The following is a 21,259-nucleotide window of genomic DNA, read 5'->3' on the forward strand; positions in this document are numbered from 1 at the left end:
CAAATATATGTACAATACTTTTGTGCGACCAGTGATTGGAAGTAAAAGAATATCAACGCTGAAGAAATCGGATATTAAGAAATACTACAATTATCTTGTTGATGAAAGAAATTTGAAGCCTTCAACGATTGATAATATACATACGGTTCTTCATCAGGTTTTACAGATTGCTGTCGATGATGACTTTATCAGAAATAACCCGTCAGATAATGTGTTGAGAGAATTGAAAAAAGCACATTGTTTTCAGTCGGAAAAGCGTAGAGCGTTGACGAAACCGGAGCAGGAGCTATTTCTGAATTTCCTGAAAACCCACCCTGTATATGAACACTGGTATCCGGTCTTTGCAGTAATGATAGGAACTGGACTTCGTGTGGGGGAAGTAACTGGATTGAGATGGTGTGATATTGATATGGAAAGTGGAATGATTGATGTTAATCATACTCTTGTATATTATGACCACAGAACCGAGGGAAGTAAAAGTGGCTGTTATTTCAATGTAAATACAACGAAGACTCCGGCGAGTATGAGGTAGGTTCCAATGCTCGGTTTTGTGAAAGAAGCATTGGAACATGAGAAACAGAAGCAGGAAGATTTAGGACTTCATTGCGAGGTCACGATTGACGGATATACAGATTTTATTTTCATCAATCGTTTTGGTCAGGCACAGCACCAAGCCACACTCAACAAAGCAATCCGAAGAATTATCCGTGATTGCAATGATGAGCAGTTTTTGTACAGTGATGAACCTGATGTGTTACTTCCTCATTTTAGCTGCCACTCGCTTAGACATACATTTACAACAAGAATGTGTGAAGCTGGAGTAAATATAAAGGTCATTCAAGACGCACTCGGACATTCAGATATTTCAACTACACTGAACATCTATGCTGATGTTACAAAAGAAATGAAAGCGGAAGAGTTCAAAGGATTGGATAGCTACTTCAAAGTATAATATTGGACTTCACATACAGAAAGAGAACATACAGAGTGTTGTGTGTTCTTTTTTTCGTTGGATAAAAAGAGAAATGCTTGAATGGGATATCTTTATGTATCTTTAAACGCCCAAATTAGAAATATTACTCTTCTTCACTCTTCTTCAACTTCGAATAATAACTATCCGCAGTATAAAGCGCCGCCACCGGATTATGCCCCAATACACGGTCTTTCGTCACTGCTGTCGTAGTCAGTGCCTCGGAATATTTGTAAAACAGACTGTCATGCCCCACACAAAGTCCGACCACAACATTCAGGTCCGTCTTCGCCTTGTTCAGAAGCTTTGCCTGCAGGATCGGATTACACATATTCACACCGACACCTTCGCAGCATTCCGGGATGCCGACCGATGTCTTCTTCTGTGTTCCGGCTTTACAGCCGACACCATACACCTCAAAGCCATGTCTGCGCAGGATATCTGCCAGGATACGGCTTTCTTTCAACAATCCGACACAGGTTGCGATCCCGATCTTTTTCGCATTAATCTTCTTTGCAAAATCCATGATTTCTTCGACACGGGTATGTTTGCAGTAATTCTCATACTCTACTTCAGCTGCAGCGATTGTTACTTTGCGGTTCTCGTCTTCATTGTAGCATTCCATAGCTTCATTTAGAACTTCTTCATCCATGTGTGTTGTCAGACAGAAATCCGGATAGGTTTTGTCCATTTTGCTGCAGTTTTTTACTGCGCAGTCGATACAGGACATGGCTTCTTTTTTCATTTTTTCACTCTCCTTTTGTATACCTTGGTATCTACAGAGGCCTGCCACTGGCAGATTCTCTAGATTAAGCTTTACTTTGTAAAATATCCTCTATTTACTTCATAATAACAAATACTTATACTACAGACAATGGTTTTCCGTTTTTATTTTCTTATTTTTTGTAGTTCTTTTCTATGAGAAACGTTCCCCGATTCAGGGTTGATTTGTCATGAATTGTCGATTCTGATTTTTGAAAAATTATTGAAAATTATCTTTTTAAACTTGAAGATATATAACAGTCTCTCTGATAGACCATCATCTTTGGATTTATACTATCATGTATAGGTTATTTCGTCAATCAAAACATTTATCCACTTCCCTCATTTTAATCCTAGCTCTTTCAATACCTCAGCCGAATACTAGCTACATGGAAGCCAATAAACCATGCAACAGCGGTTCTTTTATTCGCCAGTATATGCAATTTCTATCTCATAGCCGCCGTTCTCATAGTAGGCGTGGGAAAAATAGTATCTTATTGTTATTTTTGAAATATAAAATTTGAATCATAAAACTTCTTTCCCTCTCAAATCCATTTTTACCAAACCAACTACTAACAATCCAATAAAAATTGCCGTGTCCACAAATAACAGTACAACAACACTTTTTACCACTCCGAAAGTAAAAAGTATGGAGAAGATTTCCACTGACAACACAATAAAACACATATAATTTGTCAAATACTCTGTTATAATTTCTCCATAATAATTGTTCATCTGTAATTTCGCATAGATAAAAGGTTTTAATAAATAACGGATTATGATACATATAACAGGACAAATAAAAATCCAGTTTTTATTAACTAGGGATGTTGCCGCTCCTTTACTCCATTGTACTGGAATTTCTGTCGGCAACTTAGAATAAGACAAAGCCCCAATAATCAAGCATAGTGCGGTAATCATAGTCCAGGTAAGCATACTTCCCCATATATACAAAAAGCTGACGGAATCCAGTTTGAAAACAGTTCGATTATCTTTCCAATAGTCATGCAAATCTGTTACATATTGTTCTACCTGTAATTTTTCATAACTAATACTTTCTTCATCCAGTATTTTTTCGCACATGAGTTTCGCCTTATTCAAATCAGTAATCTGATTTTTTAATACTTCCTTTTGCTTCTCAAGCATTTCCTGCAATGTTACTTTTTCGGATATAATACTTCGTATATCTTCAATAGAAATTCCCAATGTACGTAGATATGCAATCTTCTTTATATTTTCCACATCATTTTCAGAATAATCTCTATAACCATTACTTTCATTTCTCGAAGGCTCAATAAGTTTTTCCTTTTCATAAAAACGGATATTAGAACGGGATAAACCTGTTCGCTCTTCTACGTCTTTTATAGTCATATTATGCCCTCCTTTCGAGCAACTCTATTTTACTTAATAATAAACTATAAACAAGGTTTACAGTCAAGCATTTATCAAAAAACTATAGTTGTTGATAAGGACATGAAAAGCTGTCCAAAATAGAAGGTGAACCGGATTGCTGCTCCGACTCAATCTTCCACGTGGAATACATCTTCCACCAGCATATTAAAGTATTTTGATATCCGCAGCATAAATTCGGCAGATGGGGTGCTGTCCCCACGTTCTATCCTGCCAACAGTTTTGGTGCTGTATCCGATAGCAGCGGCAAGGTCATCCTGGTAAATGCCACGCTGTTCCCGGATTTCTCTGATATTATTGGTAACCGCCATAAAAATCCCTTCTTTCAGTTCTATAGATATTTTCTTATTGTCAATTATGCAAAATAATGTGTCCAATAAAAAGGACTTGCAATTTTATCGGCAATGCTTTATCGGCAATGTCCTGTAATAGCAGAAGCATCAGATTTTCCAAGAACTTTTCCAAATATGTCTAAGCGGTCATTTTCACTAACCTTGATAGGTGCATACTTTTCATTAAGAGAGATAAGGAAAATTCCGTCTTTATCGTTTTGTAATTTCTTAATATAGGCTTCTCCGTTAAGAGCGAAGATGCCGATTTCTCCATTAGCAACAGATTCCTGTTGTAATACCCATGCAATCTGACCATCATGGAATTCAGGTTCCATACTGTCACCACTAATACGGACACCGAAAGTAGTATCTTCCGGCAGGATAGATTCATCTATGCGTACAGTCTCTTTCGGTCCGTCTACAAGGAAGTTACCGGTTCCGGCTGATACGGCATTTTCAAAAATATCAATGCTACGGAATGGAATTATCTTAGCAGTCTGCTTTTCATACATTCCGGATGCGTGGAGCAGATTGATATAATCCATAGCTTTTGCGGTATGCTCCTCAGTGCTATTCATGAAGAAGAAGGCGAAGAAAAGCTTCATCTTCTGATGGTTGATAACCATATTCCGGCAGGTGCTAAGCTGTACTAAAATTAAATATAAAATCTCTAAAACCATGATGTCAGACCACAGTTGACAACAATTTGACAACAAAATTTGGGAGAATGATGAATCGTTATGAAGCATGACGAATTTCAGGTGAAAGGACACAGGTTTGAGAATGAAATCAAAATTGATTCACTGGATCAATGATTGATATGCATGACAACAAGAGCACTTCTTAGAGTTAATCTGAGAGGTGCTTTTTTTTCGCACTAAAAAATATATCCCGGCAGTCAACTTCTGTAAAACAGTGAATTATGCGAAAATATCATGGATAAAAATTATAAACCAATCACAAGTATGAAGGAAGTATCGGAGCAGCTTAGAAAATTGCGCCGACAGTATCTGCGTTATCAACAGGCAGAGATTATTTACAGTATTTCTCATAAGAAATTATTTGAACTTGCCAGTGATGCAGGTGCGATTTACAGAATAGATGGAACCGTATTGATCAACCGGGATATTTTTGATGCCTATCTGGAATAATTCCATGAACCAGCGACAGGAAAGGATAAGGTGGTGTATGGGATATGCACGTAAAGATGTAGAGAAAACAAAGAAAATGGCAAAGAAATTTGTACGCTATCAGGAAGGGGCTGAGCTTTACAGCATTGGACTGAAGTTCCTCTCAGATTCCATGAAATGCCCGGTATTCCCGGTACATTTCAATCATATTTTTTTTTGCATTTTTCAAATAAGAAGTATCGGCGCTGATTCGTCCAAGAAGAAAATATCCCTGATAGATAGAAAGCATGCGCTGAGAAAGAATTTTTGCATGATCTGGAGACAATCCGGAGCATAACAATACTTCCTGAAAAATCTGCTCAAATTTTTTCAGTCCTTCCATAAATACAGATGCAACTGCAGGCTTGCTAAGTGCTGTTTCCATGCCCATCACCGCATACGGGCAGCCTGCAAATGTTTGTCCATTTGTCCTTTCAGATAAAAAATCAAAGATTTCTTCAATAAAACTTTCCCAGTCATTTCCCTGAGAACTATTTTGAAATTGTTCCAGTAAGATTTTTTGATAGTATTCCGTTACCGCTGTTGCCAGGTCATCCTTGCTTTTGAAATAAAAATAAAAAGATCCTTTTGGAAGCTCTGTTTGTTTGAGAATTTCGCTGATTCCAGTAGCAGAATACCCATTTTTCCAAAATAATTCAGCAGCACACTCGATCAGGCGTTGTCTGGATTCTTCACCCTTTTTCAATTCGCATTTCCTCCTTCAGTCTGGAAAGCAGATGTGTAAGTGCAAACATAAGCGTTTCATAATGCATGTAATCTAAAGTATTCCTATCTGCAAGAATTTGAAGACTTGCCGGGAACTCGTCATCAGCTTCCCAGAAACGAATGATAATCGGCAAAAAAGGAAAAAGATTTAATTTAAAAGCAACATCTCCTTTTTCCAGTTCCTTTCCGGAAAGTGATATACAGGCATTACGCAATTCAACGGTTTTTCCGTTAAAAAAGTCAGCGGTATTCTGAAAAAATCCTCTGTTCGGTGAGAGATTTCCTGTTCGGACAGAGGAAAGGCTGTTTATATTTACAAATTCATGTGACAGATGGCATCTATCCTTTGAATAACATAAAACATCATAAATAGTCATTGCTTCATTATGATTGGCTTCATGAACTGTTTCAAAATCATTATCTGACCACTGAACACTTCCCGTTTTTCGGTTAATACGATAGGTACGGTTAATAAAAGTAATATATAACCAGTCAGAATTGTAATCTAATGAATATTTATGTATCATTGTAGCCTGATCATATTGCAGGAAAACATGTGCCATTGAAATTTTTGTTTTATCATAATTATTGATAGCTTTCGTCATATATTTCTCCAAGAATATTTTGGTTGTAGTTATTTACAAAATAGACTAATCGGTCTATAAAGCCAATACATTTTGCGTAACAAATAAAAATTAATGATCATGAAAAGTAAATGACTAAGACTTCCCATACCTTCTAATGGCAGATGACAGAATCCCGGCAGTCAACTACTGCAAAACAGTATATAACAGTTGACAACAGTATTACGCTGTTATATACTGTTTGCAACAGGAGGGAACATATGAAGATTATAATCAATAATACATCGATGGTACCAATTTATGAACAGATCATGGAGCAGATCAAGGCGCAGATCATCTCCGGAGAGTTAAAAGAAAATGATATATTGCCGTCCGTGAGAACAATGGCAAAGGAATTGAAGATCAGTGCACTTACTGTGAAGAAAGCATATGACAATCTGGAAGCAGAGGGCATGACAGTCACAGTTCATGGGAAAGGAACGTATGTAGCGGCTTCGAATACACAGCTGATGGAAGAAGAGCGCAGGAAAGAGGTTGAGGCGGATCTGGAAGCAGCAATTCAGAAGGGAAGGCGCTGCGGAATGAAAGAGGAAGAGATCCGTTCGTTGTTTGAACTCATCATGGAGGATGAATGATTATGTTGGAGATCAAAGGAGTAAAGAAAAGCTACGGTGAATTTCAGTTAGACTGTTCGTTAAATGTAGAAAAAGGAAGAATCACCGGTCTGGTTGGAGAGAACGGAGCCGGTAAGAGTACTTTGTTCAAGGCAGTGCTCGGACTCATTTCTTATGATGCCGGTGAGATAAAGATCCTGGGAAAAATACCGGAAGAGTTAAGTGAAAAAGAGAAAGAAGAGCTGGGAGTTGTCCTGGCAGAAACCGGATTCAGTGGATACTTGAAAGGGAAAGATGTTGAGGCAGTCCTTGCCAAATTGTATCCAAAGTTTGAAGCAGAAAAATTTCATCAGATGTGTGAAGAATATCAGATTCCGTTGGATAAATTTATAAAAGAGTACTCAACAGGAATGAAAGCAAAGCTGAATCTGATCATTGCATTGACACATCAGGCAGAATTCCTGATGCTGGATGAGCCGACAGCAGGGCTTGATGTCGGAGCGAGGGAAAGGATGCTGGATATTTTAAGAGAGTATATGGAAGAAGAACCGGAGAGAAGTATCCTGATCAGTTCACATATTTCTTCGGACTTAGAACATCTGTGTGATGACATTTATGTGATACATAAAGGAAAGATTGTACTTCATGAAGCGATGGATACGATTCTTGAAAAATATGCAGTGTTGAAGGTCAGTGAGGAACAATATCAGGCAGTGGATAAAAGGTATCTTTTGAAAGAGAAAAAAGAGTTTTTTGGAGTTGCCTGTCTGACGAACGAGAAGCAGTATTATATAGAAAATTATCCGGAAATCGTAGTAGAGAGCGGATCACTCGATCAGGTGATCCTGATGTTGACAGGGGGCGAAAGATGATGAAAGGAATCAGAGGGCTTTTGGAAAAGGATTTTCGATTGTTTTTTCGACAGGGTGGTAATCTTTTTTTGGTGTTAGTGTTTGTAGCATTGTTTTTTATACTTACAGGAAAAACGGCAGCTGCTTTCATTGCAATGTATATCCCATCTGTTCTGGCGATATATTCAGGTAATACGATCAGTTATGATGAAAATGGCCATGGTTACACATATTTATTTTCTTTACCCGTAAATAAAAAAATATATGTCAGAGAAAAATATATTTTTTCCTTTATCATGACAGCATGTGGATGGTGCATTGGAATGATCTGTGCAGGAATTATGGTACTCATAAATCCTGAAGAGGTGTTTGATCTGGAAATGCTGGCAATGGAGTTGATCACATTTTTTGTGTTTCAGGCAATTGCGGGAATTATGATCGCGATCAGGATAAGGTTCGAAGGAGAGAAAGGGCGAATTGTGCTGCCAATCGCAATTTTAATTATTTTTGCGATTTGTTATACAATTAGATCTTTTGTGAAGACTAACTTGGGATTAAAAGAAAGTATTCTGCATATGATAGGGGGAATAGGGGATTTTGAAATCGGGATTGCCCTTATTGTGCTAAGTCTGCTTATATGGTTTGCTTCGTATAAGTATAGTATGAGCGCCATGAAGAAGAAAGAGTTTTAATATAGGCGTGGCAAAAATGATCCATTAAAAATAATGATCATAAAGATGTAATAGCTACCAAAAATATGAGAAAAACTTTGTGAAAAAATAGTCTTGTGTTTCGTAAGAGTCCCTTGTAAAATAACGGACAAGGATGAAAAGAAAAGGAGATTCTTATGGGAACTAATGAAAAAGATATGACTGCCGGATCTCCCGGAAAACTGATCATAACTTTTGCCATACCAATGATGCTTGGAAATATTTTTCAGCAGTTTTATACAATGGCAGACACCATGATTGTCGGACAAGTGGTAGGAGTTAAAGCACTGGCGGCAGTAGGTGCCGGAGATTGGCTGGTATGGCTGGTGTTGGGGATCATGACAGGTATCACACAGGGTTTTTCTATTCTTGTATCTCAGTATTATGGAGCAAGGGAAAAGGAAAATCTGAAATGTGCAGTAGCGAAAAGCTATATCATGACAGCATTACTGTCTGTGGTCGTACTCGCAGTAAGTGAAGGTACAGTTTATCATGTTCTTTTATTTTTACAGACACCGGATAATGTCATTAATCTGACAATGCTATATTTGCGGCTGATCTTTGCGGGAATCCCGATCATAGCTGCTTATAATATATTTGCAGCGATCCTTCGGGCACTTGGAAACAGCAGATCTCCGTTGATCGCAATGACAGTGGCAGCAGTGATCAATGTGGGACTGGATCTGTTATTTGTGGCGGTTTTTGGCTGGGGTATTGCCGGAGCAGCAGTGGCAACCGTTATCGCACAGGGATTTTCAGCCTTGTACTGTTTGATCGTATTACGTAAAATCCCGGATATCCGCCTGGAAAAGAAGGACTTTTACAGGCAGCCCTCTATGAGCCTGCGGCTTTTGGAACTGGCGGTTCCTCTTGCGATACAGAATGTGATCATCTCCGTGGGAGGACTTGTGGTACAGTATGTGATCAATGGATTTGGTTTTCTGTTTGTGGCGGGATTTACGGCATCGAACAAGCTGTATGGGGTTTTGGAGATGGCTGCCGTTTCATATGGATATGCTATTACAACCTATGTGGGCCAGAATCTTGGTGCAAAAAAATACCAGAGGATTCGAAAAGGCGTGCGCAGCGGCACTTATATGGCAGTGCTCACTTCGGCTTTCATTTCCGGCATGATGGTACTGTTTGGACGTAATGTACTGTCCCTGTTTGTATCCGGTGAACCGGATCAGACCCGACAGGTATTGGATATAGCATATAAGTATTTGTTTATTATGGCTGTCTTTTTGTGGGTGCTGTATCTGCTGTATGTGTATCGTTCCGCTATCCAGGGCCTGGGTAATACTTTGATTCCGCTTGCCAGCGGCATTGCAGAATTTATAATGCGTGTCAGTGTTGCGCTGCTGCTGCCAAAACTGATCGGTGAAGATGGAATATACTATGCAGAGATCTGTGCATGGAGCAGCGCAGCTGTTTTATTATTCGTAAGTTATATGATCATTATACGGAAATATAAAGAAGTCACCGTTCATACATAATGTTATTTACTTAAGAGATTTATAATAATACAGGCAGAAAATATCCGGGTTTCACTATGAAATGTTCAGATATTTTATATTTGACAAAAAACTATTTATATAAAAAGAAAAGTATGATATTATAATATTTATTCATTGCAACTATGAAAATTGAATAGTCAGAAGGGTGTACAAAGTACTTAATAAGGAATCTGGTGAAATGCCAGAACAGCCACCGCTACTGTGACAGGGACGAAAACCAAAATATCACTGGAGAGATCCGGGAAGATGGTAAGTAGGAAGAACTGGAGTCAGGAGACTTGCCTTTTTGACAGAAGAATTCTGATTCGGATGGGATACAGAAGGAATAAGCTCTGCCTGAGGTAGAGGTTTGTTTTTTGTGCTGATATGATGCTGGATCATATCAGCTTTTTTTATTTTAACCGAATAAACAGATGAAAAATGAGGAGAAATGAAAATGGGAAAAGTAATTGCAAAGCGTTTTATATTTATGATTCCGGTAGTGCTGGCGGTTACATTTATTATTTTTATGCTGAGTTTTATATCGGCAGGTGATGCGGCCAGAGTGCTGGCGGAGAAAAAATATGAGCATCCGTCACCGGAGCAGGTAGAAGAAGTACGGCATGAGGAAGGACTGGATCAGCCGGTGCTGGTACAATACGGGAAATGGCTGGATCAGGCACTTCATGGCGATTTTGGAAAATCATATTCTACCAGAAAACCGGCTTTTGAGGAATTAAAAAGATATTTTCCACAGACATTTAAACTGGCAGTTACTTCGTTTTTATTGTTGATGATCGTGTCAGTCCCTCTTGGAATTTTGTCGGCAATTTATGAAAACAGAGTTCTGGATAAAGTCATTCGCATTTTGTCGTCCCTCAGTGTATCTATGCCGTCTTTCTGGATCGGTCTGATGCTGCTCTATATATTTGGAGTAAAGCTAAAAGTGATTTCCGTGATCGGAGGAGATGCCGGAGGCATCCCGATTCTTGCGGCATTTGCCATGGATATCAGTTTCTTTGGAATTATGACGAGATTGATCCGTACCAATATGATACAGGTGCTGAAGCAGGATTACATACGTGCCAGCAGAGCTAAGGGATTGTCATCTGTAAATGTAATTTTGCGTCATGGTCTGAAAAATATCCTGATTCCTGTGCTGACACGTCTGGTATCAATTGTGATCGGTTTTTTCTGTGGCTCAGCTGTGATAGAAAGTATTTTTTCAATTCAGGGAATCGGAAATCTGGCATTGAAATCCGTGATCTCAAAAGACACTCCGGTGCTGCAATGTTTTATCTTTATTCTGGCTGTTGGCATTGTAGTATTAAATTTTCTTGTGGATATCGCCTATTCTGCGATTGACCGGCGAATCCAGTTAAAGTAAAGGAGAGATCATAGAATGGGAAGCAGAAAAAAGCAGAAAACAGAAAAAAGCATGATCCAGAATCTGTACTGGAAACAGGTATTCCGGTCACCGAAAACAAAAATAGGATTGATGGTGGTCATAATTTTTGCATTGGCAGCTATTTTTGCACCTGTACTGGCGCCGCATGATCCACTGCTTGTGGATGTTTCGATAAAATTAAAGAATCCGTCGGCGGCATATCCTTTAGGTACTGATCAGCTGGGACGATGTATTTTATCAAGACTTCTCTGGGGCAGCCGGTATTCACTGAGCTATAGCTTTACGGTGCTTCTGATTACTGTATGTGTCGGGGTGCCGATCGGACTGTTTGCCGGATATGTAGGTGGAAAAATCGATTCCATAATTATGAGGATCATTGATGTATTTATGGCTATGCCGGTCTTTATTGTGGCACTTGCCATTGCAGGAACCGTAGGAGCCAGCGGCGCTCATCTGATTCTGTCCTTATCGGTCGTATCCTGGGCAGAATATGCAAGGCTTGCCCGAGCATTGACACTTCAGGAAAAAAATAAAAATTATATGACCGCACTAAAAGCCGGCGGCTGCGGCCACGCAAGGATCATATTTAGGCATGTATTGAGAAATATCCTGCCATCTGTGATCGCACTGGCAACAATGGAAATCGGTTCGATCATTCTGTCAATTGCCGGTTTTTCCTTTATCGGCCTTGGTGTGCAGGCACCGACACCGGAATGGGGGATCATGCTCAGTGACAGTAGAAGTTATATCCAGACTTATCCAAGACTGATGTTTTATCCGGGCATACTGATCATGATCATTGTTCTGGCATTTAATTATCTGGGGGAGGGAATACAGAATGGAACAGCCCAAAAATGATGTCCTAAGGGTAAAAAGACTACATGTGGAGTTTCAGACATCTCACGGAATGGTTCATGCAGTAAAAGATGTCAGCCTGGAAGTAAAACGCGGAAGGATCCATGCTCTGGTGGGAGAAAGTGGAAGCGGCAAGTCAGTTACCTCTCTGACGATCATGAATCTGCTTGCAGGAAATGGAAAGGTGATATCCGGAGATGTGACACTGAACGAAAAGAGTCTTCTGAAGTTATCAGGAAAAGAAAAACGACAGTTATACGGAGACAGGATCGGAATGATCTTTCAGGATCCGACTGCTGCTCTTGATCCGCTTTTTACAGTTGAACAACTGCTTCTGGAAGGACTGAGAAAACATCGCAAAATGAGCAAAAAACAGGCAAGGGAAGTAGCGTTGGAAAGTCTGCGGATGATGAATCTGCGTGATCCGGAAGAACTGATGAAGAAAAAACCTTACGAATTGTCTGGTGGTATGTGCCAACGTGTTATGATCGCCATTGCCATGTCCATGAAACCGGATTATCTGATCGCAGATGAGCCGACGACAGCCTTGGATGTAACCGTACAGAAGCAGATCCTGGAAGAAATCTATCAGCTATCCAGGAAAGAAAATCTGGGCGTGTTATTTATTACGCATGATCTGGGTGTGGTGGCAGAGATCGCAGATGATGTTTCGATCATGAAAGACGGCGAAATAGTGGAAAACGGAACGGTTGAAGAGATCTTTTATCATCCGCAGCATTCATATACAAAAAAACTGTTGGATGCAGTTTTATAGGGGAAAAGTATGAGTACGTTACTAAAGACAGAACATTTAAAAAAATATTATGGCAAGAAAAAAATTGTGAAGGCAGTGGATGATGTAAGTCTGGAAATCCATGCAGGATCATCCATGGCCCTGATCGGTGAAAGTGGAAGTGGTAAAACTACATTCGGAAAGCTGATCGCCGGCCTGGAGAAACCTACAGATGGAAAATTCTGGTTTCAGGGACAGGAAATGCAGGATTTGTCTGAAAAGCAGTTTCGTCCATATCGCAAGAATCTTCAGATGGTCTTTCAAAGCAGCAGCGGGGTATTTGATCCCGGTTATACCATTGGAGAAAATATTCTGGAAATTTTGAAATTACATGAAAAACTGCAAGAGGGTGAGTATGAAGAGCGAGTAAAGGAGGCTTTGATCCAGACGGGGCTTGATCCGGATATCCGCAACCGTTATGTTGGACAGATTTCAGGAGGTCAGTGTCAGAGAGCTAATATTGCGAGAGCATTGGTATTAAGACCGGAACTTGTGATCTGTGATGAACCGGTATCCAGTCTGGATTATTCCATACGAAAGCAGATCCTGCATCTGTTAAATGAGCTGCAGGAAAAATATGAGATGACCTATTTACTGATCACTCACGATCTGTCCAACGTTCCATATCTCTGCAAAGAGGTGGCTATTATGTATCAGGGACGCGTGGTCGAGTTTATTGATCATACGGACAGCTTAAAGGAGACTGCCGTACATCCTTATACAAAAGATCTGTTTGATTCTATTCCGGTAAAAGAACCGAAAATGCGAAGAATCGGATCGCAGGAAAAGAAAATATTTTCAGATACCATTCCGGAACAGGGCTGCCCATATCAGAACCGGTGCAGAAGATGTACAAATATATGCAGAGAGCATATACCGGAATTGACAGAAATTGAAACAGGACATTTTGCGGCATGTCATATGCTGTAAAATATAAAACAAACAAAGGAGAGGAAGAAATGAAGAAAAGACGTGTAGCAAAATTGATAGCATTGAGCATGGTGGCGGCAACTTTACTGACAGGTGTCAATGTACAGGCAAAAGAGGAAAAAGTAGTTACGGCAATGACATCCATTGATCTGACTCCTGAACTTTGTGACCCTATAAAAAGTGGTCCGGACTTTCGTCTTTATGAAATGATCTATGATCCTCTGGTACGTTACGGAGAAAATGGAGAAATCAAACCGGCATTGGCAGAATCCTGGGATATCAGCGAAGATGGCACAACCTATACGTTCCATTTAAGAAAAGATGTGAAATTCTCGGACGGCACAGAGTTTAATGCAGACAATGTGATGTGGAATTATAACAGATGGGTGGAACAGGATGTGATCGGTAACTTTTCAGCCAAACTGGAAAATGTTACAAAGGTAGATGATTATACTGTAGAATTTAAGTTCGCAGAACCATGTTATACTCTGCTGATCGAATTCAGCTATCCAAGACCGTTCCGTTTTACCTGTGAAAGTGCACTGGATGAAGATGGAGAATTTTGTCAGGAAGTGGGTACCGGAATGTGGATGATCGACAGTTATGAAAGCGGTCAGGAGGTTGTCCTGGTACCAAATCCTAATTATTACGGTGAGAAACCAAATATTGATAAAGTAGTTCTGAAACAGGTGGTAGACGGTGATGCCAGAGTGATGGCACTTCAGAGTGGAGAGGCAGATCTGAATCTTCAGGATATTCCATCCGAAAGCTTCAGTATTATCCAGGCAGATAAAAATTTATCGACAGAACAACAGGTTTCCACACTTTCTTACTATCTGATCGAAAATTATGATACACCGGCGCTTCAGGATGTAAACGTACGTCAGGCACTGAATTATGCAACAAATAAAGAAAGCATTGTAAATGATCTGCTGGATGGTTACGGCAATCCTGCAACCGGACTTATGTCTCCGACAGTTCCTTATGTAACAGAAGAAAACAGCAAGGGCTATCCATATGATCCGGATAAAGCAAAGGAACTGTTAAAGGAAGCAGGATATGAGGATACAGATGGAGATGGTATTGTAGAAAAAGACGGAGAACCACTGAGCCTCAGACTGGTATTCCAGACTGAAGAATATGCTTCATGGAAATCTCTTTGTGAATTCCTGAAATCTGAATATGAGAAGGTCGGTGTAGGTATTGAACTGGTAGAAAAAGAATCCGCAGCTTACTATGATGAGATCTGGAACACCAGAGATTACGATCTGTGCATTTACCGTAGCTATGAAGATTCCTGGATGCCTCATGGATTCCTGAAATCAATGTTCTGTGCGGAAGATGGAGCAAAGGCAGTAAACTGGTACGATGAGGAGCTGAACAAAGATCTCGGAGAAGTATTAAAGACACAGGATGAAGAAAAGCGGACGGAATTATACGATAAGATCCTCACACGTATCAATGATCAGGCAGTAACAGTGCCGCTGTATTATCCGAACCGTGATTATATCTATAACAATACCAGACTGACCAATGTAGAGCTTGCACCGACTGCCTATGAAGGCATTAACTGGGCAACACTGGATGTAGTGGAGTAAAAAATGTTTGAAAAGATCGAGAATAAATGGACAGAAGATTCCGGCGATTATGATGATATGATCCAAAAACAATTGAGTAACAAAAGAACGGTATCTCACTGGACAAAAGAATTGAAAAGACTTCTTGGACCTGAGCCCCTTCGTATTTTAGAAGTGGGCTGCGGCCCGGGTTTTATGAGCATCATAGCAGCGCGTCTGGGACATGATGTAAAAGCGATCGATGGTTCATCAGGAATGGTAGAAAAAGCCAGAAGGAATATGCGACAGTATCATCAGCAGGTGGAAATCTGTGAGGAAGATGGTGTAACTTTGCCATTGGAACAGGAACAAAGCTATGATGTGATACTTTCCAGAGATGCGGTGTGGACATTATATGATCCGGAAAAAGCTTTCAGACGCTGGAAGGCTGTATTAAAACCAGGCGGAAGGATCATTTATTTTGATGGGGATTATCGTACCATCGAACCCACATTAAAAAATAAGATTCGTATGAAAATTGCTGATTTTCTTATTTATGTTACAGAAAGAAAAACATATGGATCTGACGTGAAGGAAAACAGCGGAATTTATGAAAAGCTGCCATTTACATCGCAGAAGCGTCCGGAAGCGGACTTTCAGATATTAAAAAAGGTACGCTTTGCCAGGATCCAGATCAGAGAGAACCGCTGGCTAAACAGACCATGGACGATGGATTTCTGGAAATACGGATATCAGGGAAAAAAATTTATTGTAGTAGCCACAAAGAAGGAGAAGTGACATGCAAAACGATAAGATCAAAGAGTACTGGGAAGGAGAAGCCGGCATTTACAGCGAAGGGATCAAGGCAGAACTGAAAAGTGAAACAGCAGAAAACTGGAAGAATCTGATTCTGGAGTATGCGCCGGAAAAAGAACATCTGGAAGTACTGGACGTAGGCTGCGGGCCGGGATTTTTTGAAATTATGCTGGGAAAAGAAGGACATCATGTGACCGGGATCGATATTACTGAAAATATGATCCATGAAGCAAAGGAAAATGTAAAGGCAGCAGGTTTATCCGCAGATCTGATGACTATGGACTGCCACAATCTGAATTTTCCGGATGAGACATTTGATATGGTTATCTGCAGAAATATCACATGGACGCTGGACGATCCACAGAAGGCTTACAAGGAGTGGCTGCGTGTACTGAAAAAAGGCGGACGTCTTTTGGTATCGGACGCCTGCTGGTATCTGCATCTTTATGATGAAGAAAAGAAAAAGATTTACGAGGCACATGATGCTGCTATGTGGGAAAAATATGGAAGAGGTATCCATGCTCATGAAGATGCGGAAACAGGGAAAGAGCTCAGCAGTAAGCTGTTTATGAGTGATAAAAAGCGTCCAGTATGGGATCTGGATTACATGATGGAGATCGGCTTTTCCAAAGTGTTTGCCCTGAAGGACATTAGTGATATTTCCAGAACTTCCATGGAACGTGAGCTGAACAAGCTGACACCTCAGTTTTTAGTGGGTGGAGAAAAATAAGCGGACCGGCGTTAAATAAAACGCTGGACCCGCTCCATTGTGGTTTTTAGAATAAAGATATCCTTCAGTACATCACCGGTTTCCAGAGAATGGTTGGCGTTTTGGGTGAGAAAGAGAGGGACATCTTTCTGCGCTGCCAGTTCCCGTATGGAATCGGTTTCGGCCCAGGGATCTGCGGTGCCGTGGAAGGCGATGCTTCCGGCAAGTGGGAAGGAAAAGGTCTCTGCAAGAGGCGTGAACAGGATGCTTTTTACAGTCAGATCGTGTCGGGAAGCATAGGCTGAGGAGATGACTGTACCAATGCTTTTGGAAATAAACAGAACGCTGCCATAAGAATTCCAGTCGATGCTGCTTAAGGAGCGTTCTGTTTGTTCCAGGGCAAGGTCAAAGGCCTGTTTCATTTTCTTCGGATCACCTTTTACATTTTCCGGGAGGTTGTCATAGGATACCGTGCGGATCTGGTAGCCTTGTTTGCTGGCAAGGCGGCTGGTATAGTACAGAAGCGGCTTGTCAGCAGTGTATCCGATGCCCGGAAAAACAACAGCTAATTTTGGGGCATTTTTATCTGCTCCGGCTGTATGAGCGGAAACTTTTGTATAGAGCATTTGCAGCTGAAGCTTTTCCTGAAGTTCCTTTAAGGTAATGGAGATCGTACAGGAATCGGATGGAAGATAATCATAATCAGTAACAACGCCGTCCTCTTCCATGGAATAAACAATGTGTGAGGAACCCATGAGCTCCATGTCTTCTTCAATATCTGAAAGTAATTCTTCGTATGATTTCATTTTAATTCAAACCTTCTTATTTAAAAAATCGTTTATTTTTACAGATTCTTCTATTATACTGGATTCATTGAATGACAGCAAGAGGTTACTGTTCACTGGCAATGTCCCGCGAGGTGTTTTTGTGAGAGAAGTTAAACCTTGCTTTTATCCTGCCTGCACGATATACTAATATAATACATATCTGATTAATGGAGGGTTTTACAAATGAAAATTGCAGCAACATACGACAACGGAAATATTTTCCAGCATTTTGGAAAAACGGAGTTTTTCAAGGTGTACGAGGTAGAGGATAACAAGGTTGTTTCCAGTGAAGTGATCGGTTCCAATGGCACCGGACATGGTGCACTTGCAGGACTTCTTGCAGAGCAGGGAATCAGCGTTCTGATCTGTGGAGGAATCGGCGGCGGAGCACAGAGTGCACTTGCTGAGGCTGGCATTGAGTTATGTTCCGGAGCACAGGGTGACGTAGATGCGGCTGTGGATGCTTATCTGAAGGGCGAGCTGGTATCCACAGGTGTGAATTGTGATCATCACCATCATGAAGATGGACATTCCTGCGGAAGCCATGAGGATGGACACTCCTGCGGCGGTCATGAAGACGGACATTCCTGCGGAGGCTGTGGCGGCGGATGCGGTTCCCAGCCATCTATCACAGGTCCTAATGTCGGAAAAACCTGCCGTACACATTACAGAGGAACCTTTAATGACGGAACACAGTTTGATTCTTCCTATGACCGTGGCGAGCCACTGGAATTCATCTGCGGAGCAGGACAGATGATTAAAGGCTTTGATGCGGCAGTTGCAAACATGGAGGTTGGCCAGGTGGTAGATGTTCATCTGATGCCTGAGGAAGCTTACGGTATGCCGAATCCGGATGCGATTTTTACACTTGAGATCGAACAGCTTCCGGGTGCTGAGGATCTTACTGTAGGACAGCAGGTATACCTCTCCAATCAGTATGGTCAGCCGTTCCCGGTTAAAGTTAACGCAAAAGATGAAAAAACCATTACTTTCGATGCTAATCATGAGATGGCAGGTAAAGAGCTGAATTTCAGAATTGAATTAGTAGAAGTGAAATAAGCAGGAACAGTGGGAGGTGCTGTATGGGAGCATATGGCATCTCCTTTTTTGTCTGAAGGGAGGAAGCTTTCCTGGTGAGGATCGCTATGATACCATTTGGATTACTGTCCGGTTTTATGGATAGCAAAGAAATCCGGATCACAGAGTTGGGTGAAGATGGATTTCGATTTCGGCTGGCAGAGGAATGCCCGGAACCGGAGCAGTTTCTGATTTGTTTTTATGATATGAAAAAAGCCGGGTACAGGAGAGTGGAGATCCGGAGGTTTGGGATGAGTGCAGCAGAGGAGCAATGCCTGCAGGATCAACAGCCAGTTGAAAAGAAAACCGGAAAATATTTTTACAGGGAATATTCTGTGAGAGTGGAACAGAAGGATTATGTACAGGAGGTTCGGCGGCTGGCCGGAGAGTACAACAGATATATCCGTCTGAAGCTGGATGGAGACGATGGAGAGCTGGCGAAATCACTGACTGGTTATCCTGCGGAGCTGGATGAGATGCACTGCAGGAGTCTGGAGGAACAGAAGAAGCGGTGGTTTTTCAGAGAAAATGAAAAGGCTTCCGGAAATCCACAGGATACAATGGGTGCAGAAGAATTAAGGCTTTTGGATAATGCAGAGTTTGCCCTGGAATTAAACTGCACTTCCCTGTATGAAGAATATCTGTGCCAGCCGCTGCAGGCTTTTCTGGCGTCTTACTGGCAGAAGAATTATCTCACTCACAGTTATTTTGCAGGTCGGATACCGGACAGATTTTATATTGGAAATCAGTTCTGCCATAATCTGTTTCCGACAGAAGAGCAGCTTTTTTCTATCATGGATAAAATGTATTCGGAGGGATCTGAGATCACACTGGCATTTTCGTATATCCGGGAATTTATGCTTTCGTCTGTGGGAAAGCTTCTGGAAAAGGTGGATAACTGGTGCTGTATTCATGGGGTGAATGTGGAAATCGTAGTCAATGACTGGGCCATGGTGGAAATGCTCTGTGGAAAAACATCCCGCCTGCATCCTGTTCTGGGCACATTGCTCAATAAACGAAAAAAGGATCCGCGAATGAAATATAAATCCGGTGATACTTTATTATTTCAGCAAAACAGCCTGAATGCGGGGTTTTATCGGGGTTTTCTGGCTGAAGAATTTCATATTCACAGATACGAATGGGAGTCCTGCGGATATCCACAGGAGCTTCCGCCGGGAAAAAACAGTCTGCATTTGCCTTTTTATCAGACAAACACTTCGCAGTACTGTCCATTGTATGCTTTGTGCATCACCGGAGATCGCGGTACACAGCAGCTTGCGGAGCACTGTCCGAAATTTTGTGAAAAATACGCACTGCTTTATCCGGAACATTTACACATGGCAGGGCGGTATAACTCCCTGTTTGGTGTGGATAAAACACTTCCGGAGTCAACGGAAATGTGGAAAAATATAAAAGGCACAAAGCCGGATCGCATTGTTGTTAATATATGACAGGTGATGAGCAGGCTTCGAAGGTGGATCGCGAATATCCGTTTGACAAAAATACATTGCGGAAAAAAGGAACAGGACATGGAGAACAGTATGAAAATAACAGCCGGGTTAGGCTCCATAGATGAATATGAACGTTTCGCGCAGGCAGGAGCAGATGAATTTTTCTGTGGCTATGTACCATTTTCCTGGGCGGAAAAATACGGCACAGTAATGCCGTTAAATCGCAGGGAGGTTCTCTGCTGTAATGTTCAGCTTGGAGCATACAGTGAGCTGGAAATTCTTTCCCGGATGGTAAAAAAATATAAAAAGCCGGTGCATCTCACCTTCAATTCCCTGTATTATCTTCCGGAACAGTATCCGGAGATCGGAGATATCATAGAGAAGTGCATGGGAATTGGGTTTCGAAGCTATATCATTGCAGATCCGGCGCTTCTTGTTTATCTGAAAAACAGGGGGATTTCCTGTGAGATCCATCTCAGCGGAGAGACAGGGGAAGTGAACAGCGAAATGCTGAAGATGTTCCGGCGCTTTCCTCTGAAGAGATTGATCTTTCATCGGAAAAACACGTTCCGGGATATGCAGTCTGTTATTGCATCTCAGAGAGAAGTGGAAAAACAGGCCGGGATCCGACCGGAGGCGGGAATGGAGTTCGAGGCCTTTGTGCTGAATGAGATGTGCCAGTTTACGGGAGCATTCTGTAATTCTCTTCACTGTGATGAGATGGGATATCTTTGCAGGGTGTCCTATTGGCTTGGAACTGTACGGAATGGTGATGCTGTTCCGGAAAAAATAATGGCTCTTCAGGAGCAGGCGTGGGATCAGGAACCGGATCTGAAAGCATATGATGAATCCGGATATCTTTGTGGTGAGACAGGCTGTGGACTGTGTGCACTGTATCAGCTGAAGCAGGCAGGGATCACGCATCTGAAGCTGGTTGGCCGGGGAAACTATGTGGATCACATGGAAAAAGATATCCGGAATTTGCGAAAAGCGTTGGAAATCCTGGACGCTGCAGAAAATGAGAGGGAATTTAAATGTACGTTAAAACGGATAGTGTTTCCGGCGGGGTGTAGCGAAAGATGTTATTATCAGTAACAAAAAGAGAAGCTTTTTTGAGTTAGAATAAATGATAAATGGGATGAAAACCAGAATCAGAAAAGGACATGGTGCAGATTGCAGATTTGACGGTCCTGGGAAAAAGCTATTTCCGGAT

22 protein-coding genes, 2 pseudogenes and 1 riboswitch are annotated in these 21,259 nt (G+C 41.3%); of the genes and pseudogenes, 17 read left to right on the plus strand and 7 right to left on the minus strand.

Annotated features, from left to right (window positions below):
• Positions 1–7 precede the first annotated feature (7 nt).
• Positions 8–952, plus strand: a pseudogene (locus LI091_RS18545) (tyrosine-type recombinase/integrase).
• Between the two features lie 124 nt (positions 953–1,076).
• Here LI091_RS18545 and LI091_RS08195 read toward each other — a convergent pair.
• The 4 genes from LI091_RS08195 to LI091_RS08210 all read right to left on the minus strand — a co-directional run bounded on the left by LI091_RS08195 (position 1,077) and on the right by LI091_RS08210 (position 4,019).
• A complete protein-coding gene (locus LI091_RS08195; RefSeq protein WP_059086447.1) occupies positions 1,077–1,715 on the minus strand; it encodes a DUF1847 domain-containing protein in 639 nt (212 codons plus the stop codon).
• A gap of 542 nt (positions 1,716–2,257) precedes the next feature.
• Positions 2,258–3,103, minus strand: a complete 846-nt coding sequence (locus tag LI091_RS08200) for a MerR family transcriptional regulator (RefSeq protein WP_114002690.1) — start codon at positions 3,101–3,103, stop codon at positions 2,258–2,260.
• A 149-nt stretch (positions 3,104–3,252) separates the two neighbouring features.
• Positions 3,253–3,453 (minus strand): helix-turn-helix transcriptional regulator, encoded by a 201-nt coding sequence (locus tag LI091_RS08205; RefSeq protein WP_004611564.1) that lies wholly within the window; start codon positions 3,451–3,453, stop codon positions 3,253–3,255.
• A gap of 98 nt (positions 3,454–3,551) precedes the next feature.
• On the minus strand, positions 3,552–4,019 hold the full coding sequence (locus LI091_RS08210; RefSeq protein WP_084449142.1) for a S24 family peptidase: 468 nt from the start codon (positions 4,017–4,019) through the stop codon (positions 3,552–3,554).
• Between the two features lie 6 nt (positions 4,020–4,025).
• Here LI091_RS08210 and LI091_RS18735 point away from each other — a divergent pair.
• Positions 4,026–4,127, plus strand: a pseudogene (locus LI091_RS18735) (methionine--tRNA ligase subunit beta); the annotation flags it as partial.
• Between the two features lie 282 nt (positions 4,128–4,409).
• Positions 4,410–4,625, plus strand: a complete 216-nt coding sequence (locus LI091_RS08215) for a DUF6462 family protein (RefSeq protein ID WP_114002688.1) — start codon at positions 4,410–4,412, stop codon at positions 4,623–4,625.
• 142 nt (positions 4,626–4,767) lie between these two features.
• Here the strand turns inward: LI091_RS08215 and LI091_RS08220 are convergent, their stop codons facing one another.
• Entirely contained in the window at positions 4,768–5,349 is a 582-nt protein-coding gene (locus LI091_RS08220) for a TetR/AcrR family transcriptional regulator (protein ID WP_114002687.1), read from the minus strand.
• Complete coding sequence (locus LI091_RS08225) at positions 5,336–5,974, minus strand: DUF3786 domain-containing protein (protein ID WP_114002686.1); 639 nt, start codon at positions 5,972–5,974, stop codon at positions 5,336–5,338. The genes LI091_RS08220 and LI091_RS08225 overlap by 14 nt, the downstream gene beginning before the upstream one ends.
• Before the next feature lie 239 nt (positions 5,975–6,213).
• Here LI091_RS08225 and LI091_RS08230 point away from each other — a divergent pair, with 239 nt between their 5' ends.
• The 11 genes from LI091_RS08230 to LI091_RS08280 all read left to right on the plus strand — a co-directional run bounded on the left by LI091_RS08230 (position 6,214) and on the right by LI091_RS08280 (position 16,712).
• On the plus strand, positions 6,214–6,588 hold the full coding sequence (locus LI091_RS08230; RefSeq protein WP_015526677.1) for a GntR family transcriptional regulator: 375 nt from the start codon (positions 6,214–6,216) through the stop codon (positions 6,586–6,588).
• Between the two features lie 2 nt (positions 6,589–6,590).
• Positions 6,591–7,439 carry an ABC transporter ATP-binding protein gene (locus tag LI091_RS08235; protein WP_114002685.1) on the plus strand — a complete coding sequence of 283 codons (849 nt, stop codon included), beginning with the start codon at positions 6,591–6,593 and terminating at the stop codon, positions 7,437–7,439.
• The gene (locus LI091_RS08240) at positions 7,436–8,110 is read left to right on the plus strand and encodes an ABC-2 transporter permease (protein ID WP_092071575.1); all 675 of its coding nucleotides are present in this window, start codon (positions 7,436–7,438) and stop codon (positions 8,108–8,110) included. Before LI091_RS08235 ends, LI091_RS08240 begins: the two co-directional genes overlap by 4 nt.
• Before the next feature lie 155 nt (positions 8,111–8,265).
• The gene (locus tag LI091_RS08245; RefSeq protein WP_114002684.1) at positions 8,266–9,624 is read left to right on the plus strand and encodes an MATE family efflux transporter; all 1,359 of its coding nucleotides are present in this window, start codon (positions 8,266–8,268) and stop codon (positions 9,622–9,624) included.
• 147 nt (positions 9,625–9,771) lie between these two features.
• Positions 9,772–9,945, plus strand: a riboswitch (cobalamin riboswitch).
• Positions 9,946–10,081: 136 nt separating this feature from the next.
• Entirely contained in the window at positions 10,082–11,011 is a 930-nt protein-coding gene (locus tag LI091_RS08250; protein WP_015526672.1) for an ABC transporter permease, read from the plus strand.
• Positions 11,012–11,026: 15 nt separating this feature from the next.
• Entirely contained in the window at positions 11,027–11,890 is an 864-nt protein-coding gene (gene nikC / locus LI091_RS08255) for a nickel transporter permease (protein ID WP_265191040.1), read from the plus strand.
• Positions 11,871–12,662, plus strand: a complete 792-nt coding sequence (locus LI091_RS08260; RefSeq protein WP_114002683.1) for an ABC transporter ATP-binding protein — start codon at positions 11,871–11,873, stop codon at positions 12,660–12,662. The genes nikC and LI091_RS08260 overlap by 20 nt, the downstream gene beginning before the upstream one ends.
• A gap of 9 nt (positions 12,663–12,671) precedes the next feature.
• Entirely contained in the window at positions 12,672–13,610 is a 939-nt protein-coding gene (locus tag LI091_RS08265) for an oligopeptide/dipeptide ABC transporter ATP-binding protein (protein ID WP_059086421.1), read from the plus strand.
• 29 nt (positions 13,611–13,639) lie between these two features.
• Positions 13,640–15,208, plus strand: coding sequence for a nickel ABC transporter substrate-binding protein (locus LI091_RS08270; RefSeq protein WP_244094848.1), 1,569 nt, complete (start codon positions 13,640–13,642; stop codon positions 15,206–15,208).
• Between the two features lie 3 nt (positions 15,209–15,211).
• A complete protein-coding gene (locus tag LI091_RS08275) occupies positions 15,212–15,964 on the plus strand; it encodes a class I SAM-dependent methyltransferase (RefSeq protein WP_173746373.1) in 753 nt (250 codons plus the stop codon).
• 1 nt (position 15,965) lies between these two features.
• Positions 15,966–16,712, plus strand: a complete 747-nt coding sequence (locus LI091_RS08280; RefSeq protein WP_015526666.1) for a class I SAM-dependent methyltransferase — start codon at positions 15,966–15,968, stop codon at positions 16,710–16,712.
• 11 nt (positions 16,713–16,723) lie between these two features.
• Here LI091_RS08280 and LI091_RS08285 read toward each other — a convergent pair whose 3' ends face one another.
• Positions 16,724–17,497 carry an alpha/beta hydrolase gene (locus tag LI091_RS08285; RefSeq protein WP_173746375.1) on the minus strand — a complete coding sequence of 258 codons (774 nt, stop codon included), beginning with the start codon at positions 17,495–17,497 and terminating at the stop codon, positions 16,724–16,726.
• A gap of 204 nt (positions 17,498–17,701) precedes the next feature.
• Here LI091_RS08285 and LI091_RS08290 point away from each other — a divergent pair, with 204 nt between their 5' ends.
• The 3 genes from LI091_RS08290 (at position 17,702) to LI091_RS08300 (ending at position 21,141) form a co-directional block, all read left to right on the plus strand.
• Entirely contained in the window at positions 17,702–18,577 is an 876-nt protein-coding gene (locus LI091_RS08290; RefSeq protein WP_265191042.1) for a NifB/NifX family molybdenum-iron cluster-binding protein, read from the plus strand.
• Between the two features lie 86 nt (positions 18,578–18,663).
• Positions 18,664–20,046, plus strand: coding sequence for a hypothetical protein (locus tag LI091_RS08295; protein WP_173734261.1), 1,383 nt, complete (start codon positions 18,664–18,666; stop codon positions 20,044–20,046).
• A gap of 90 nt (positions 20,047–20,136) precedes the next feature.
• Entirely contained in the window at positions 20,137–21,141 is a 1,005-nt protein-coding gene (locus LI091_RS08300) for a U32 family peptidase (protein ID WP_173734262.1), read from the plus strand.
• The last annotated feature ends 118 nt before the right edge of the window (positions 21,142–21,259 follow it).

The sequence above is a fragment of the Blautia sp. MSK20_18 genome (assembly GCF_020553125.1).
Classification (GTDB): domain Bacteria; phylum Bacillota; class Clostridia; order Lachnospirales; family Lachnospiraceae; genus Blautia_A; species Blautia_A fusiformis.